Origin of the sequence: Paenibacillus sp. YPG26, assembly GCF_023704175.1 — a bacterium.
Taxonomy (GTDB): Bacteria; Bacillota; Bacilli; order Paenibacillales; family Paenibacillaceae; genus Fontibacillus.
Genome location: NZ_CP084530.1, coordinates 352075 through 367107, shown reverse-complemented (window position 1 = coordinate 367107; position 15033 = coordinate 352075). Strand labels below are relative to the sequence as shown.

Here is a 15033-nt window from a genome sequence, read left to right as displayed (position 1 = left end):
GGCCCTCGCTTCTTTAGCATTTTTAGTCTGGACATCAGACAAACAGATTCAGGGCACTTAGTCCGTTAGAGCTGACCGCTTACCTGCCCTCTCCAGTATCAGCCCGCATACTTCCTCAGCACAATTACGGCATTGTGTCCACCGAAACCAAAGGAATTGGACAATCCCACCTCGAACGTGCCCGTCCGGGCGGTATTCGGCACATAGTCAAGGTCACAGCCCTCACCCGGCTGATCCAGATTGATTGTCGGGGGGATGATACCTTCCCGCAGACTTTGCACGAGAGCAATGGCTTCGGCCCCGCCGGCGGCTCCGAACATGTGTCCCAGCATGGATTTGTTAGCCGTAACCGGAACGCGGTGCGCCGCCTCGCCCAGCAGCTTCTTGATCGCCATCGTCTCCGCCAGGTCGCCTACCTCCGTGCTGGTCGCATGGGCGCTGATTACATCAATGTCCTGCGGGGTGAGACCCGCCGATTTGACAGCACTCTTCATCGCCAGGTAACCTCCGATCCCCTCTGGATGAGAAGCCACCATGTGGTAGGCATCCGAGCTAGCCCCGTAGCCGATCACTTCCCCATAGATTTGCGCGCCGCGCTTCTGGGCATGAGTCAGGGATTCCAGCACAAGGATACCCGCACCCTCTCCCATCACGAACCCGTCCCGGTCCGCATCGAACGGCCGGCTGGCCTTCGCAGGCTCATCATTTCGGACTGAAAGCGCCGTAGCATTTCCGAATCCGGCCAGGGCAATGGGATGAGCGGCAGCCTCGGTTCCCCCGGCAAAAATCACATCCGCGTCACCGCTTCGGATCACGCGCCAAGCCTCACCGATCGCCGTGTTCCCGATCGAACAGGCGGTAACCGGCGATAGTGTTGGACCCATCGCGCCAAAGTGGATGCTGATAAGCGCCGCAGCCATATTGGAGATCATCATCGGAACAAGGCTGGGGCTGACTCTGCCCGGACCGCGGTCCCGCAGCAGATCCACATTGTTCACGAGGGTCTCAATCCCGCCGATACCGGAGCCTACATACACCCCGAGACGCTCACGATCGAGCTGATCCAGCTTCAGTCCCGAATGCTCAAGCGCCTGCTCCGCTGCCGCAAGCCCGAGCTGGCTGAACCTGTCCATCTTCCGGGCTTCCTTGCGTCCCCATCTGCCTTCGGGATCAAGTCCCCGGACCAGGCCCGCAATCCGGGTCTTGTAACCCGACACATCAAAAGTATCAATCGTGCTTATGCCCGACCTTCCCTCCTTGAGTCCATTCCAGAACGTATCCAGTTCATTTCCAAGGGGCGATAGAATCCCCATTCCTGTAATCACTACTCTTTCCATCTTGGCACCTCTCTCTTACGATCTAATTTATTGTGGAGCCGGTGAACAGCAGCTCACCTCTCCCCTTGTATGGGAGCATGAAATAACATTCTATATTTCTTGTCTCTATTGTAACCAGCCATTATCCTATTACAAGTTTGTATTTATCCTAGTATAATTAGCACTAGAATAAACTTGTAAAGGACGAATGCCATGAAACCGGAAGCACGACTTGAGGCTCTATCCGAATTTCTCAAAGCCCAGCGCTCCAAGCTGCATCCTCATACCGTAGGCCTTCCTCCCGGTACCCGGCGCCGAACTCCCGGACTCCGCAGGGAAGAAGTCGCGACTCTGGCCGGGGTCAGCACGACCTGGTATACGTGGCTGGAGCAGGGCCGGGATATCAAGGTATCCCCCTCTGTGCTGGATGCTATTGCCGGGGCCCTTCAGCTGAACACCGATGAGCGGAAATATTTATATGCGCTGGCCCTGGAACCCGGCTCTCATATGAAGCCTGCTAATGAAGCAGAAGACACGGTGATCAGTCCTTCGCTCCGCAGAATTCTGGATGAGCTTAAATACTGTCCAACCATTATCTCTGATCGCAAATGCCAGATTGTAGGATGGAATGCGGCAGCTGCGCACGTGTTCCTCAATTTCGATCTAATTCCCGCATCCGAGCGGAATATGATCGAGCTGTTATTCAACAAGAAAGAGCTCCGCAGCCTTGCCGTGAACTGGGAGCACTTTGTGCGGGGATTTCTATCCATCTTCCGCGCCTACTACGGACAGTATGTTGCCGACCCCTGGTATTCAGATTTTATAGACAAAATGACCCATCAGTACCCGGACTTCCTGGAGCTGTGGAATGCGAGCGACGTCAGCTCCGCACCGGAGGTCATGATTGAATTCCGGCATGCCCGTGCCGGGAAGATGCTGTTCAACCTGACCTCCCTTCAGGTTCAGGGGGCCACCGATCTAAGGTGCAGTGTCTATACGCCGGTTCAGGATTCCAGCACGGAGACCAAGCTCAGCAAGCTGATGAACGGCAGCCATTGATCATTCAAATAGCAAATACTGGTCTTGAAGGCATCCATACCTGGGAAGTCTGCTCCAAGAATCAAAAAACCAGTAGAAAAGTAGCGGGCCGCATAGTAAGATATATCCATATTTGACTTCCACCCTAGAATAACCAGACATCTTCACATGAACAAAATTCAGACAGAGGGGTAATTATTTTGCAAAAGTACAGAAAAAGAAACACACCAGCGTTCACGTTCCTAGCTTACTTCACATTTTTCGCCGGGATCGCTTTATTCTCGATCGGGATTTACAATGCCGATATGCAGCTGAACGAGAAGGGATACTATGTCGCGGTTATGATTCTGGTAGCCGTTGGTGCTATCCTGACACAGAAAGTGACCAGGGATAACAGCGAAGATAACGAGATTATCGCCGAACAGAACCGCAATACCACACATAACAGCTAAGACAATTTAAGCCGAGGTAAGCGAAGACCAGCCGTCACCCATGCAAGCCATGCGGGGGCGGCTGGTCTTTTTTATCGTTATTCCTTTTATTACTAGTTGTTCCTTCTTTTATAAGGACTTATATTAGTAGAGGCCATTCCGCAGGACATTACATACTTCTTAAGGGGGAACTTATTTTGAACAAATGGCTATCTATTCTTCTGACCGTTATTCTCATGACAGCGGCTATTCCATCTGCCTATGCTGAGGAGACCGCAGAGGGCGGTGACATATACCAGTACTTTCCTGCCGACGTGGAGGGACATTGGGCTTCCGAGGTGCTAAGCGACTTCGTTCAGGCAGGTGTGCTTAAAGGTTACAACAAAGATGGCGAGGTATATCTGAAGCCAAATGATGCGGTAACACGCGCCGAATTCGTCACCATTTTACTGAGAGCTGTCGATTCTGCCGCACCTGAGACACTTAAGGATAATACCTTTATCGATGTGAAAAAGAGCGACTGGTACTACTCCGCTGTAATCGAAGCGAGCTCGCTTGGCATAGTGAATGGGGTGGATACAGCTCACTTCGCACCGAACGGCAGGATTACCAGAGCCGAAATTAGCGCCATTCTGTCCAGATTCTTCAATGCTACGGTTCAATTCGAAGGAACGCCTGTCGCCTTCAATGATATCTCCGGGTACTGGGCCCAGGAGGACATTGAGAAGCTGAGCAAGGCTGGAATTGCCAGTGGTTATAAGGACGGCGGGTTCCATCCGAGAGCTACGGCCACCCGGGCTGAAGCGGCCACCTTCCTGAATCGTTCCCTTCATCTGGAGTCCACACTTACTCCGGAGGACAGCGTCTTAGTCGTTCTCGTGAAGCAGCACATCCAGGAACAGTTCGACGCTTTCAAGAACGGGGACTTCGACCAAATGCAGATCGGCATTGAGAAGAACGAAGTCGGTTTTGCCAGAGACCTCGAGCTGCTAGCTGTGGAAGAAATGAGAGCTTACCAAGACATGGGGCTGACTATGGAAGTTACCATGAAGGGTGAAATGAACGGGCAGGTCACTTCTAAATCGGACCGGTACGCGGTTGTTGATATGACCGGAGGGACGATTGAACTCACAATTTCGCAGGGTACAGACTCTTACACCATGTCTTCAGCCGGAGACGACACCTACTACCTCCGCAAAACCCAGGATGGCTGGAAAATCTATAGTACAGCAGGCGAATACAGCGAGGCATCGGAGCTATAACCTGTAACTTGGCAATTCCCACTTCCACTTGACTCCAGTTCAGGTATCTTGTATATTAAATGCAAACATATGTACTTACGTGGAAGCACCCGTAAGATTAGGCGAGACGCCTTTTCTTATGGGTGCTTTTTGGCGTGATTCAGGGGCTTTGGGCAACTGCCTTGTATCCGAGAGTGAGCTGTGGCATTGCGCCGAGGGGTAGCGGTTCCCGCGACAGAACAGAGGCTTCCTATCACGCCCTGCCGCTTAGGTACATCAATCTAAAGGAGGCACTTATTATGAACCTGAACAGAACAATGGCCGCGATCGTTCTAGCTGCCATACTTGCCGCGTCGGTTCCCTCAATGGTATTGGGATCAAGCTCCCAGCTTACCGATTCGCTTAAGCTATCTGTGGAGAAAGCTGCCGCAGCGGCGGATGCAGCGCTAAAGAGCCGGATTATTGCGTCTTTCAATGAATTATCCTCACTGCTGGCACAGGAGTCCGCTCTGGATGGGACTATCAAGAATGCACATTATGGGAACGAAGAAGCGATAATCGCCGTTCGCAAGCAGATCACAGGGATTGATGCGGACAAAGTCGCTCAGCTGGAGAAGAAGCTTCAGATGACCAAGGACAAGTACAAGCCGATGTTCGTACTCTACAGCTCTGTCAGCGGTACTAAATCTGCGACAGCCGAGATGCGGCTTGCTGTCCAGCTGGCCAGAGAGGATATCAAGCTAAAGGAGAAGCAGCTGAAAGCCGCCAAAGACGAGAAAGCCAGGAAGATCAAGGACATTCGCGCGATCCTTGCCGGCATAGACTCTGTCAAAGTGCAGATCAAATCCGCCAAGAGCGCCTTGGATATCCCCAAGAAGCGATATTCCGCCGAGTGGAGTGACTTCAAGCAGCTGCTGCAGAAGAAGGAAGCCAAGCGGACAGCAGATTCCCTGTCTGTCCTTGTCTCACTAACCCGCCAGGCTATAGATCAGAAGAAGGGCATTCACACTTTGGAGCTGAAGATCAGCGGAATTATTGCCAAGGCGAGGGCGCAGATTCCGGCGAAGTAACAGCTTCGGCTAGATCACCTTAACATTCTGCTTATGACGGAACTCGGTTGGAGTCAAGCCGAATTTCCGGCGGAATACCTGGGTGAAATGCCGCATGTCCTGGTATCCGATGCGTCCGGCAATGTCCGCCAGCCGCAGCCTCGGATTCAGAAGCAGCTTCTTCGCCTGCTCGAGACGCAGGGAGATCACGTAGTCTTTATAACCCTGACCCGTCTTAAGCTTGAACAGCTGACTGAAGTACGCAGGATTCAGGTAGACGACGGAAGCCACCCGTTCGAGGGAGAGATCTTCGCTATAGTGCTCTTGTATATATAACAAGGCGTCGTCAATTGATTTCTCGCCACTGCCTTTAGCAGGTTCAACCGCTTGTACGGCTGATGCCTGTCTCATCTGCGTAACCACCTGCGGAATGGTATCGAAATCCTGAATATGGCCAGAGACAGCGATGTGGAAAGGAATCTTCAAATAATGGGTCAAATGTCCCTTCACCTGGTCTTTGAACTCTTCGAGATCTCCATCAGGTACAACAAGGCCCAGCAGGCAGTCAAAGTCATAGCTGATGACGAGCCCCCTGCCCTGGGTATCAATCAGCTCGGACAGCACATTCTCGACGATGAAATGCTCAAGAGGGTACACTGGCTCCGTCCCTGTCCCGGTCCTTTTCCTTGTCCCTTCAAGCTGTACCATGACCAGATAAAATTCAGAATATTCCTGAATGAGTGACTGCGTATCCAGATTGCCCGTGTCCAGTCCCGAGGCCAATCGGCGAAGGACGCCTTCATGCAGGAATTTGAGGTTCCTGCGAAGCTTCTCCTCTTCCCGCATCCGTTCACTTTCCTGCCAGATTTCCGGCTGCAGGTGCTCTATCAGTTCAACCAGCCGCTTCTTCCCTATCGGCTTAAGCAGGTAATCCCGGGCGCCCAATCTCACCGCCTCCTGGGCATAGGAGAACTCCGAATGGGCAGAGATGACGACCCACTTGACGAGGGGGTAACGGTGCTTGGAGATCTTCATGAATTCCAGCCCGTTCATCCCGGGCATTAAGATATCGGTAAGCACAATATCAATCCGGTTGCTCCCCATAATTTGAACAGCTTCTGTAGCCATCGCGGCTAGATGAACGTGATAATCGGGACTGATCTGCTCAATCGTCCTTTTAATCCCCTCCCGGATTGCCCGCTCATCATCCGCGATCAGGATGTTCAGGCTGTTCAGGTTCATCATGATCTCCCCCTTCCTTCTGCGGTAATGGAATGACAATGTTCACCGTAGTTCCTTCCTCCGGCATACTGTATACCTGCAGTCCATACGGCTCCCCGAACATGATCTTCAGCCGCAGGTGCAGATTCTGCAGCCCGATTCCACCCGGTCCTTTGCCTGATGGTCTTCTCTCATCCAATGAGGCTGCCAGCCTCTCCAGCTCAGCCGGCTTCATGCCGCAGCCATTATCGGCAATCCTAATATTCAGATTCTGACCGTCTTCCCTGACCGTGACCCTGAGCAGACCCTGTCTGCTGCCCAGCGACTCCAGCCCATGCTTCACAGCATTCTCGATTACCGGCTGAAGTGTCATCTTCGGAATCCGGATATCCATCCACTGTTCTTCCGTCTCCATCTCTACCTTAAGCCTTCCCTCCAGCCGGAACTGAATAATATTCAGATAGTGGCTGATCTGCTCAAATTCCTCCCGGAGAGTAACCTCAGCGCCCTCTTCCCAGTGGCTGCTATAGCGGAACATATGAGAGAGCGACAGAATGATCTCGCCGAGCTGCTCATCCCCGTCCCCTTTCTCATCGAGCATCCAATAGATCATATCGAGAGTATTATAGAGAAAGTGCGGATTAACCTGAGACTGCAGGGCATGCAGCTCCGCATTCTTCTCGCTGACCGACGAGATCTTCACTCGTTCAATGAGCTCTTCAATCCGCCTTACCATCCGGTTAAAAGAGGCCACCAGAATGTTAATCTCTTGATAGGAGGTTACATTCAGCTCACCCCGAAGGTTCCCTTTCTCAACCTGCTTCATTTCGCGGATCAGCCGCTTGAGCGGGGAGGAGAACGTCTTGGAGACGATGGAAGCAATCAAGGCCGAGACGATGATGAGGATTGAGACAACGATCAGCAAGTAACGCTTCATCTGCACCAGCTCGACATTCAGGTCCTTATCCGGAGTAATACTGACGACAGACCAATCGGTAAAAGGCAGCCGGGATGCCACCAGCAGATACCCGTTATCCTGCTGTACCACCACATTCTCCTCATTTCCGAGTTCAGGTATCGGCACTTCGGGAGCAGGCTGCGCAGTCACGGACGCGGATACCATCCTTCCTCCCCTGGAGACCAGGTATACGCTAGAGTTCTGCCCCAGCTTCAGATTATCCAAAGCTTCGAGTATCGGCTTGGGATTGGTCTCATACAATACTATGCCAATCGGCTTATGCTCATCCAGGTCGAAAATCTGACGTCCAAAGGCAAATACCGGCTGGCTCTGATTCTGGTCAATCAGCGAGTGCGGGAATACGCCAAGCCAGGCCATTTTGCCCGAGGATTGCTGAATTTGGCTGTACCATTCCTGCTCTCTGTAGTGCGGATCGATCACATTGATATAGTTGCCGTAGTTATACATCTTGCCTTTATCTGTAATCACGTGGATTCCCACCAGGTCATCCCGGGAGAAGAAGCTTGCCCCAATCATATTGGTGATCGATTGTTCGGTATTATAAGCCATAGCCGGTTCTGTAGAGTTATCGTTCAGCTTGCGAACCATGTCGAAATTGTTGCTGAGTGTCTTCGACAGACTGTCATAGCCTTTATACAGCAGGTCAAATAGTCCAACAGTCTGTGACACGTTCTTCTGTGCCAGATCACTGATCTTCTCGTGAAACTGCTCCGTATTGCGGTTGTAGTAGAGCAGACTCACAACAAGCACAATCGCGGACATACAAAAAAGGAACAGCAGGAATAACCGGTGGTTAATGGAATGAAAACCTCTTCTCAAAGGATTATCCCCCTCCCCTCCAGCTTGATCTGCTGTTCTTCTTGCTTCAATCATAGCGCCCGGATAGTGAACCCGGCAATTCTGGTGCAACCTTCACCTGCTTCCGAACCATCTCTACTTCTCGTTATGCGCTTCGAATGCAACCTGATGCTGCCGCGCCACCTGCCTGGAATCTGCCCTCTGAACGAACAGATTCTGGATACTGCTGAGATGGACTTGTGCGGTCGCAGGATTCATGGTGTTGTCAAAAGACAAGTCGCCGCCCTTGATGCTGCTGAACAGGGCAGCTACTTCAATCGCCAGATCAGAGTAACCTGCGGATTTCAGGTCACCGTCTATGATCTGTCCAAGACCCACCGCGTTCTTATACTCAAATTGCTTCTTAGGCAGATTAAGCGCGAAGTAGCCCAGGAATTCCTTGGTCTCCTTCAGATGCTGACTGTTCGCGGCAACGGCGAAGCCACTGCCTGGGGCGAGCATGAATTCATGGTGATCTCCTTTACCGCCAATCGTGGGAAAAGGGAATGCCCCTACCCGACCGGCTACAGAAGAGGCGTCGACCGCCCCTGTCTCCCATGTTCCGATCACCCACATCGCAGCCTTGCCGGATTTGAAGATTTTGCCGCTCGCATTGGCATCAATGGAGGTTGCCCCGTCAGGGAAGGCGCGGGCTTGGACGAGCTCCTGGAACCGGTCTACCGCCTCGATAAAAGCAGGATCATCGAACTCCCGCTTACCGTCCAGCACATCCTTCAGGAAGCCTGGACCCTCATTTGTGCGAAGCAGGATATTCATGAACAGGAAGGAGCCCGTCCAGGAATCCTTTTCTCCGATCGCAATCGGTGTAATTCCTGCTGCCCTCAATGCTTTCACAGCGGCCAGCAGCTCCTCGAATGTGGCAGGAACCTTATCGATGCCTGCTTGCTTGAACAGGTCTTTGTTATAGAATACAACCTCAATGTTGTAACCGTCCGGCAGCGCATACACACTGCCATCGAAGCTGTAGTTGTCCAGGAGGCCGGGATGGTAGGTGTCTCTGAGCCCATTCTTGTTCAATACATCGTTCAGCGGGGCCAGCAATCCGGCATCCACGAACGGCTTCATCTGCGCAGACGGGTTCACAATCGTGATGTCCGGAATCTCCTTGGAGGCTGCCTGTGTCTTCAGCTTCATCTTCTGCTGGTCCGTGTTCAGGGTATCCAGCTCGATATGAACGTTCGGATTCGCCTTCTCGTATTCGGCTGCGAGCGCGTGCACCGTTTTATAAGTTGGGGTCGTCGGGTCAGGATAAATATTCTGTAGAGTGATAGTGACCTTCTTGTCGCTTGGCCTGTCTCCGCCTGGGAATGGAGGGTTATGATCTATGTCAGGGTTGGATTCAGCTCCGCCTCCACATGCGGCCAAGCTGAGTATCAGCGCACCAGCCATAAGAATGGACATTGTTCTTCTTAACGGCTCCCACACCAGTCCCGCCCCCTGTAATGTGTAGAAAGATAACTTAATTATCATGCATAATAGCGCTTACATCAAGTTGGAAATTTTATGATTCAAGGTTTGTTTTTTATAGAATTTCCACTTTAACAAAGACAAGCCGATGCCCATAAATCCTGGCTTCAGCTTGTCTGGTCTACTGCTTGGTCATAGTAAGCGTACTGCTTACTTATAGTAGGAGGTCGTCAGTGGAACGAACCAGTTCCCGCCTTCTTGTAGTTTTGCGTGTACATATAGGGCTTCAACGCCGCTGATATCGATCTCATAGGTCTTCATTCCATCGGCTACATTAATTTTATCAATCTTCAGCTTCGTATCTGTATCGCTGTCACTTATAAAGAACTCCTCAATATCCTTGCCGACTGCCGCGGTTTGGAAATACAGCTTCTGGTACTTTCCTTTTGGATAGAGCATGAATCCACTGGAACGTCTGCCTGATGAGTTGTTGAAGAACACATATTTATAATCCTTGCCGTTATAGGTGGTTAACTGGGGATCTTTAGTCCGGAAGTCTCCGCCAGCACTGTCGGCGATCGGAACGCCTTCCAGCTTCTCGCCCAGAAAGATCGTATTCGTCTTGCCGCTATAATCAATCGCTACGCCCAGAGCGTTAGAAATGGCACGAACCGGAAGGTATGTACTTCCATTGTACGTAATGGGTGCCAAAGCTGCCCCTTTGTCATTCTGAGGCTGGAACGGCCTCCCATTCACCTGGAACTTGATGGATGGATCGAGAAAAGCCTTAATCTGCTGTAGATTCGCGCCCGCATATACACCGGCAGAGGTACTTAGCAGCAAAATAGCAGCGGCACCGGTTGCAATCCACTTCTTCTTCATGAGAACACTCCTTTTGAGGAAATATGCCAATTTTGGCAATTTGCATTTAGCATACCTGATTCGGTGCTGCATGGGTATAGTCCAATAGAAGCAAGGGTACAGGCTAATTAATCCCAACTCCCTAGATATTTCGCTGTCAGTCCTTCCATTTGCTAAGCAAGATCGACAAGCCCGGACCGCCTTCCTCCGCAAAAGATAACGCCCGGGTCTCAGCGAGAACCCCGGGCGTTATCAGCTTGATTAAAATTCCTTCTTCTTCGGAGACAACATCAGAACGGCCCCGGCAAGAATCAGCACAAAAGCCATCAGCGGCTGACCCAGCACCATGTGGCTCAGCATAGAACCAATGGAGAATACGGCGAAGAACAGAAGCGAGATCACGGTGAGGATGTTGATCGGAATGAGCAGCCATTTATTACGGCTGCCGAACCAGTAGAGCTCGAACAGACCCACCGCGGGGGCTAGAATGAAGCCCGGCCACATCGTACCCCAGCTGTCGAACAGTGTAGCCAGCTGGCATACCAGTCCCGCCGTGAACAGGATTCCTCCCGGAACGAGCAGGCCTACGCCTCTGCGTTCCGTCATGGAGAAGTACAGCCAGTGCATCAAGAGGCCCAGCGGAATGACGAACAGCGTAGGCCAGAAATATTCAAAAATAGTCCCCGGCCCCATTGAACCCGTCTTATTCAGAAATAAGTACGTTCCCAGCAGAATAAAGACAGGTCCGAAAATCGATTTGGTATTCATGTTATGTAGCACCCCTCTAACCATTATGATCTGTTATCAGGATAACACGAATGGAATTCTGTAACCTCCATCTTGAGGGAAGATTCTTCCTAGACCAAAGTCCAGTTTCTGGGTACTGCAGACACCTGTGTTGACCGCCCAGCGGAATTCCAGATTGGGCATACGCATGGAATCGGTCACGAGAATGGCATGATCCTCACTCAGGTGCGGGGTGGGAGAGTGGTGGTACATCCGCAAAGAATATAAGTATCAAAAAGAGGCTGCCCGGCACGAATGCCATGGCAGCCTCGGATTGGATTACTGTCCGATTGATATGCTGGTGGAAGGCGCCGACAGGGCGTCTACTGTAGCGGTTGTTCCATTAGCCTTGGACAGAACATACACTTTGTAGGTTCCTGCAGGGGCCGCGGCCGCATCCAGTACAGCAGCGGCTTCCTTGCTCACGTTCTGGCTTGCGGCTGACTTTGCCGCTACGTTAGCTGCCGTCACGTTGGTCTCCCCTTCAGGCACCAAAGCCACTGTATACGATGCAATATGGGTGTCGGTCGGCTCTGTGTAGGTGACAGCAATCTGCTTGGGCTTGGATGGATCCAGGCTGGCCGTAACGCCGGTGACGGGCTTAACAGACACCGGCTCCGCGGCAGGAGGCTCCACAGAAGGCGGCTCCCCGACAGTTATTTCGGCCGATGGAGCAGACAGTACATTAGGTACCTCCGGGAGTGAGGACACTGTCAGAACATACACCTTATATTTCCCTGCAGAAATGGGATTGGTGGATGTATCCTTCGATGTGATCGGGATCGTGAGCTGCCCGCTGACGTTCTTCGTAAAGTTCGGGTTGTCATTGGCAGCCGCCAAATCAAACGTTCCCGAACCTGAAGGGACTACAAAAACTCTGTATTCCTTGACATTCGAAGGGGTTGCCGAGAGATTGAAGGTTACCCCAACCCCCGTGGCCTTCCCCGCTCCGTCCTTATACACGGCAGCCGTGACGTTGGCTGCCGGTTCAACCTTGGTGTTAACCGTGAGTGTCACAGGCTGGGAGCTGGCAGAGAGCGCGCTGGTTCCATTGCCAACAGACAGGACGAACACTCTGTAGCTGATGCCGCTGCGAATCGTGTTCCCGTCTGTGTCTTTGGCTCCCGAGGCAAGGCTCTTGGTTATTGCGGCTCCTGTCTTGCCTACAGAGGTGTAATTGGTATTCGAGTTCGCCTCCGTCTTCGTAAAGTTCCCGGCATACTCGCTCTTGACCACAAAGATACGATATTCCGTAAGTGCCGTCTCATCCGGTGCTTTGCTAAAGGTTACCTTTAGATCACGAGCATCCCCGTAATCCTTGGTGTCTACGGCGGTAACGTCCGTCACTGCTCCTACACTGCTCGTGTTGGCCAGCGTAATTACAGGTGAAGCGGAAGACAGCGCGTTACTGCCGGCGTAGTAGCCTCCTCCCACCGAGAGTACAAATACCCGGTAAGCTGTTCCATTTTGAATCAGATTGCCGTTCGTATCCCTGGTTCCGGCAGCCAGAATCTGACTCAGATTGGACCCTGTCTTGTTCACCTGCGTGTAGTAGCTGCTGGTCAGAGCACTAGACAGGTTGAAGCTGCCGGCGGAAGCATTGTTCACGACAAATACACGGTAATGCGAAATCGTAGATTCATCACTGATTCTGTTAAAGTTAATCCTTAAATCGGTGCCGTTATTGTTGTTATTCACATCCGCCGCACTGACACCTGTGACGGGACTGACATTCAGATTGTCATTCAGAATAATGGCGGAAGAATAGCTGGATAAAGCGTTGCTGCCCGCATAACCGCTGGTTCCAACAGAAAGGACAAAGACGCGGTAGCTAATCCCGTTACGAATCGGGTACCCGTCCGTGTCTCTAGCCTCACTAGGCAGTACCTGATTAATATTGAAGCCCGTCTTGCTTACATACGTGTAATAGCTGCTGGACAAGTTATTTGCCGCAGACAGATTAAAGCTCCCTGCAACATTGCTTCTGACGACAAAGATGCGGTAGTGGCTGATATTGGACTCGCTGCCCGCCCGGGCAAAGGACACCCTCAGGTCACGCCCGTCATTGTAATCCGACACATCACTAACACTTAACCCCGTAACGGCGTTCACATTGGTGTTATTCCACAAGGTGAGAGAGGAAGACATCGAGGACAGAGTATCCGTACCCGAGTAGCTTCCTGTGCCTACAGCCATAACGAAGAAACGGTAGGCTACCCCGTTCGTAAGAAGAGAGCCATTCACATCTCTGGAATTGGAATTCAGCTGCTGGCTGATATTGTATCCGCTTTTGTTAATGGTAGTGTAGTAGCTGCTGGATAAAGCCTTGGCAGAGGACAGGGTGAAGCTGGAGGCGTTCTGCTCCCTGACCGCAAATACCCGGTATCCGCTAATACGGGATTCGTCGGAGACCTTGTTGAAGCTGATTCTCACGTCGCGTCCATCGCTGTAGTCACTGATGTCGCTTACAGCCGTAATATACGGAGCCGTAACCGTCCCGCTGTTCAACGTAATCGCCGGCGATCCTGCAGATAACTGATGGGAGGCGGTACTCAGGTTGCTGCTGACCGACATGACATAAAGGGTATAAGAGACTCCGTTCCTGAGATACTCACCCGATGTGTCTCTGGCCGAGGAGCCCAGTACAGCGCTGAGAGTCGAAGCCCCCGTCTTACTCACGGTAGTATAGTTCGATGCTGCCACGCTGCTGGCCGAGGACAGATTGAAGCTGCCCGCGTCCTTGGTCTTCACGGCAAAAATCCGGTAATTCGCAATATTGGATTCACTCTGTGCTTTGGTGAAGCTGACGGACAAGTCTCTTCCATCTCCGTAATCGGCAATGTCCGTACCCTTAACAGACGTTGCGGCGCTGCCCGATCCCAAGGTTACAGCCGAGGATGCTCCGGAGAGAACACTGTGTCCATTGCTGCCGACCGTTAGGACATACACGTTATAGGAAAGACCGGAGCGAAGCAGCTCCCCGTCCGTATCCCGGGCCTGGGAGGATAGATTCACTGAGCGATCTGACCCTTGAAGCCCTACGGCTGTATAGTTCGCTGAGGATACCTGCCTCGCCGCAGTCTCGCCAAACCCGCCTGATTTGCTTGATTTGACTATAAGCACGCGATATTGATTCACCTGGGACTCATTCGCTGATTTGGAGAAGCTGACATTCAGATCCCGGCCATCCCCGTACTGACTTATAATCCTTGGAGTGACATACGCCACTGGACTTAACCCGGACTGTCCCGGATCGGTTGTATGATCCGACTTCACGTACACACTGCGTGCAGATGCTTTCCAATCCACATTGGCTCCCAGCGCCGTGCTTACGAACCTTACCGGTACCAGTGTACGGCCCTTTATCTCCTGGGCAGGCACATCCAAGGTTACCTTCTGATTGTTAATAGTTGCTGATTTCGAGCCCACCTTAAGGGTAACCGTGGTGCCCTCTTTCTTGGCTGTAATCACGCCCGTCTTGGCGTTCCAGACTACAGTGGCATCCAGTGCTTCGAAGATAGCCCGGAGCGGAAGCAGAACGCGCCCCTGCTGCTCAATCGGCGCCTGATCTACGGCTAATTTGATTCCGTTCATATAGATACGGATGGGTGAAGCCCCGCTAGCCTGAGTCTGCCAAGATAATGAAGTAATTAAAGCCATAGTCGTAAGCAGAGAAACGACCCTTTTCATATGTATCCTCCTCTATCAAAGCCTATAGTTGCTTGTTCGCTTATATTGGACGCAGGCCGTTGTTAAAAGTTTCCTCTATAGGGAAATTTATTTGCCACTCTATCAATTATAGAATAATTATGCAGATAACAGTAAATTATTTCCTAGTCAAATTAC

The 15033-nt window shown here is 51.8% G+C and carries 12 protein-coding genes; 4 read left to right on the top strand and 8 right to left on the bottom strand.

Going from position 1 to position 15033, the window contains the following annotated elements:
* Nucleotides 1-98: 98 nt before the first annotated feature.
* Nucleotides 99-1337 carry a beta-ketoacyl-ACP synthase II gene (fabF, locus tag LDO05_RS01700; protein ID WP_251377168.1) on the bottom strand — a complete coding sequence of 413 codons (1239 nt, stop codon included), beginning with the start codon at nucleotides 1335-1337 and terminating at the stop codon, nucleotides 99-101.
* A gap of 192 nt (nucleotides 1338-1529) precedes the next feature.
* Here fabF and LDO05_RS01695 point away from each other — a divergent pair, with 192 nt between their 5' ends.
* The 4 genes from LDO05_RS01695 to LDO05_RS01680 all read left to right on the top strand — a co-directional run bounded on the left by LDO05_RS01695 (nucleotide 1530) and on the right by LDO05_RS01680 (nucleotide 5096).
* A complete protein-coding gene (locus LDO05_RS01695; protein WP_251377167.1) occupies nucleotides 1530-2375 on the top strand; it encodes a helix-turn-helix transcriptional regulator in 846 nt (281 codons plus the stop codon).
* Nucleotides 2376-2554: 179 nt separating this feature from the next.
* A complete protein-coding gene (locus LDO05_RS01690; RefSeq protein ID WP_251377166.1) occupies nucleotides 2555-2806 on the top strand; it encodes a YiaA/YiaB family inner membrane protein in 252 nt (83 codons plus the stop codon).
* A gap of 176 nt (nucleotides 2807-2982) precedes the next feature.
* Nucleotides 2983-4047: an S-layer homology domain-containing protein gene (locus tag LDO05_RS01685; protein WP_251377165.1), complete on the top strand. Its 1065-nt coding sequence runs from the start codon at nucleotides 2983-2985 to the stop codon at nucleotides 4045-4047.
* Nucleotides 4048-4325: 278 nt separating this feature from the next.
* The gene (locus LDO05_RS01680; protein WP_251377164.1) at nucleotides 4326-5096 is read left to right on the top strand and encodes a hypothetical protein; all 771 of its coding nucleotides are present in this window, start codon (nucleotides 4326-4328) and stop codon (nucleotides 5094-5096) included.
* A 9-nt stretch (nucleotides 5097-5105) separates the two neighbouring features.
* On the opposite strand, the gene LDO05_RS01675 is transcribed toward LDO05_RS01680, so the two are convergent.
* The 7 genes from LDO05_RS01675 to LDO05_RS01645 form a co-directional block, all read right to left on the bottom strand.
* On the bottom strand, nucleotides 5106-6302 hold the full coding sequence (locus LDO05_RS01675) for a response regulator (protein ID WP_251378573.1): 1197 nt from the start codon (nucleotides 6300-6302) through the stop codon (nucleotides 5106-5108).
* Nucleotides 6280-8094, bottom strand: a complete 1815-nt coding sequence (locus LDO05_RS01670; RefSeq protein WP_251377163.1) for a cache domain-containing sensor histidine kinase — start codon at nucleotides 8092-8094, stop codon at nucleotides 6280-6282. Before LDO05_RS01670 ends, LDO05_RS01675 begins: the two co-directional genes overlap by 23 nt.
* Before the next feature lie 114 nt (nucleotides 8095-8208).
* Nucleotides 8209-9534 carry a sugar ABC transporter substrate-binding protein gene (locus LDO05_RS01665; protein ID WP_251378572.1) on the bottom strand — a complete coding sequence of 442 codons (1326 nt, stop codon included), beginning with the start codon at nucleotides 9532-9534 and terminating at the stop codon, nucleotides 8209-8211.
* Nucleotides 9535-9750: 216 nt separating this feature from the next.
* Nucleotides 9751-10422: a stalk domain-containing protein gene (locus tag LDO05_RS01660; RefSeq protein ID WP_251377162.1), complete on the bottom strand. Its 672-nt coding sequence runs from the start codon at nucleotides 10420-10422 to the stop codon at nucleotides 9751-9753.
* A gap of 240 nt (nucleotides 10423-10662) precedes the next feature.
* Entirely contained in the window at nucleotides 10663-11169 is a 507-nt protein-coding gene (locus LDO05_RS01655) for a hypothetical protein (protein ID WP_251377161.1), read from the bottom strand.
* A gap of 36 nt (nucleotides 11170-11205) precedes the next feature.
* Complete coding sequence (locus tag LDO05_RS01650; protein ID WP_251377160.1) at nucleotides 11206-11400, bottom strand: hypothetical protein; 195 nt, start codon at nucleotides 11398-11400, stop codon at nucleotides 11206-11208.
* A gap of 66 nt (nucleotides 11401-11466) precedes the next feature.
* Nucleotides 11467-14877, bottom strand: a complete 3411-nt coding sequence (locus LDO05_RS01645) for a copper amine oxidase N-terminal domain-containing protein (RefSeq protein WP_251377159.1) — start codon at nucleotides 14875-14877, stop codon at nucleotides 11467-11469.
* Nucleotides 14878-15033: the final 156 nt, after the last annotated feature.